This is a genomic window from Halomonas sp. ATBC28 (assembly GCF_005937175.1).
Classification (GTDB): domain Bacteria; phylum Pseudomonadota; class Gammaproteobacteria; order Pseudomonadales; family Halomonadaceae; genus Vreelandella; species Vreelandella titanicae.
Window position 1 is genome coordinate 1 of sequence record NZ_VCQL01000050.1, and the last position, 2,405, is coordinate 2,405.

The 2,405-nt window shown below is 45.5% G+C and carries 3 protein-coding genes; 1 reads left to right on the forward strand and 2 read right to left on the reverse strand.

From position 1 onward, the window contains the following. Positions 1–681: 681 nt before the first annotated feature. Positions 682–873, reverse strand: a complete 192-nt coding sequence (locus tag E0L35_RS25150; RefSeq protein ID WP_001041614.1) for a Rop family plasmid primer RNA-binding protein — start codon at positions 871–873, stop codon at positions 682–684. Between the two features lie 410 nt (positions 874–1,283). Here E0L35_RS25150 and E0L35_RS26405 point away from each other — a divergent pair, with 410 nt between their 5' ends. Further along, on the forward strand, positions 1,284–1,445 hold the full coding sequence (locus tag E0L35_RS26405) for a replication initiation protein (protein ID WP_071600447.1): 162 nt from the start codon (positions 1,284–1,286) through the stop codon (positions 1,443–1,445). 771 nt (positions 1,446–2,216) lie between these two features. Here the strand turns inward: E0L35_RS26405 and E0L35_RS26505 are convergent. Further along, a partial coding sequence (locus E0L35_RS26505; RefSeq protein WP_212751716.1) for a hypothetical protein occupies positions 2,217–2,405 on the reverse strand: 189 nt, incomplete at its 5' end.

Genomic DNA, 2,405 nt, shown 5'->3' on the forward strand with positions numbered 1-2,405 from the left:
AACGCGCTGGCTCTGTTTTTACGGCATGCATGAGTATGCACGCAAGTGCATAGCGCGGAAATTCACGCCATTCAGCCAGGGTAAGTCCTGTTTCCGGCGTTCTTCCTATCCGAAAACGGTGAACGGGGACGCAATTTATTGCGTGGCCGTGAGGCGTTGCCGGCGCAGCCGGAAAACCCGTTTTCAGCACGTTCAGGAAGGGGGTCGATGTACGAATGGTTCAGGGAACGGATCTGAGGTAATCCGGTAGTTACTTTGTAGTTTATCTGTAGTTTTCTTGTAGTCTATTAGTAGTCTGCCACGTTTTTTGTAGTTTTCTTGTAGTTTTCTTGTAGTTTTTTTGTAGTCTGCCATCACTAATGCAAAACGTTTTTTGTAGTTTATCTGTAGTTTTTGGTTGCTCAGATGGTCATGCAAGCATGACCATCAAAGAATAGGACGCTTTATAGCCAAATAACCCTTAACCTACGGAGAGCGCCCTACCAAAAATGATGATTTTTTAACCCTTAAATGGTCATACACCTAACGCAGCTGCGATTTTCATCGCAACTTCATGAAAAATAAATAAAAAAGAAAAAATACAGGGATTCTGGGTATTACCGGGGTAATAATGTTAAGCGCTAACACAATGAAAATTAAGGCAATGCCGGTATTACTCCGGTAATACCCAGAACGGAGCCATTACGCACCGTCCTGCTGCTCATTCAGGCGCGCTGACAGGCTTCGGTAAAGGCGTTCCGCATCCTCATGGAGTTTCTCGCAGAAATCAGCCTCATGATCCAGATCCAGCTCATTAAGCCTGTCCAGAAGAAGCAGGGACTGATCCTGGATGAATTTAGCCATGTTAACGGCTGTCTTTTGTTGTTTGTTCATGAAGGCCCCGGCGCGAAAGTGCTTACTGTACGTTCTGATGGTTTTCCGCTTCCTCGCTCACTGACTCGCTGCGCTCGGTCGTTCGGCTGCGGCGAGCGGTGCAGGCTTACTAATGGGGCGGAAATTTATTTCCTGGTGGATGCCAGGAAGAAACTTAACAGGGATACGATAAGGCCGCGGCAAAGCCGTTTTTCCATAGGCTCCGCCCCCCTGACAAGCATCACGAAATCTGACGCTCAAATCAGTGGTGGCGAAACCCGACAGGACTATAAAGATACCAGGCGTTTCCCCCTGGTGGCTCCCTCTTGCGCTCTCCTGTTCCCGTCCTGCGGCATCCGTGTAGTGGTGGAAGCTTTACCTAAATCACCACGCCCCGTTCCGTTTAGACAGTTCGCTCCAAGCTGGGCTGTATGCAAGAACCCCCCGTTCAGCCCGACCGCTGCGCCTTTTCCGGTAACTATCGTCTTGAGTCCAACCCGGAAAGACACGACTTAACGCCACTGGCAGCGGCCACTGGTAAACAGGATGTGCGAGAGATGTATCGAGAGTTCTTGAAGTGGTGGCCAGACTGAGGCTACACTAAAAGGACAGATTTGGTGACGTCTCGCACAAGACTGTTACCACGGTTCAGAAACTTGCCGGTTTACTGAACCTTCGAAAAACCACCCTGCAAGGTGGTTTTTTCGTTTACATGGCAAGAGACTACGACGTCCAACGTCAGATCTCAAGAAATTATTTAAAAATAAATAGTTAACCAATATCCTTGTGATATTTATTATGTTTCCTTTATACTCAAATAACATCAATATTCAGGATTGGAACACTCAAACAAGTTAATACAACGATGTTCTAGGTTCATATCCCTGAGACTTAAAGTCTGACTAGTATATTTCCGAACAAGATCACTATCATTCCGTACTTTTTTAAATAGGTTTATTTAATGCCATACATATACGCAATAATACTAACAACTTGTTTTAACACGAATAATATTGCAAGTTGTTCTTCAGAATTAGCAGATTTGGGAATGAAAGACAATGTTGTTAACACCTTCATTCTGAATGAAGAATGCATTGAAGTCAAAGATGAAATCATTGCAAACAAAGACATTTATCATAATATATCCGGGAAAAACATAATATCTGCTGAATGTGTACCCGTATCTATCCCCAAATATATTTTAGACAATTACAGCAAACAACAACGATAATGAATACCCCCTCTGCAAGCAGCGGGGTATCAACACCAAAGATCAAATACAGAGTAGTTCGCTCCAAGGGACGGGAAATATTGCCTTTAGAGATTTACCATAACGTCTCATTACGCGCACCGCGAAAACGGCCTCAGGGCGTTTCTGACGGGAAACCGGTAAAACAGGCAACAAACCACCCGAAAATCCGCCAGAAACGCGCTGGCTCTGTTTTTACGGCATGCATGAGTATGCACGCAAGTGCATAGCGCGGAAATTCACGCCATTCAGCCAGGGTAAGTCCTGTTTCCGGCGTTCTTCCTATCCGAAAACGGTGAACGGG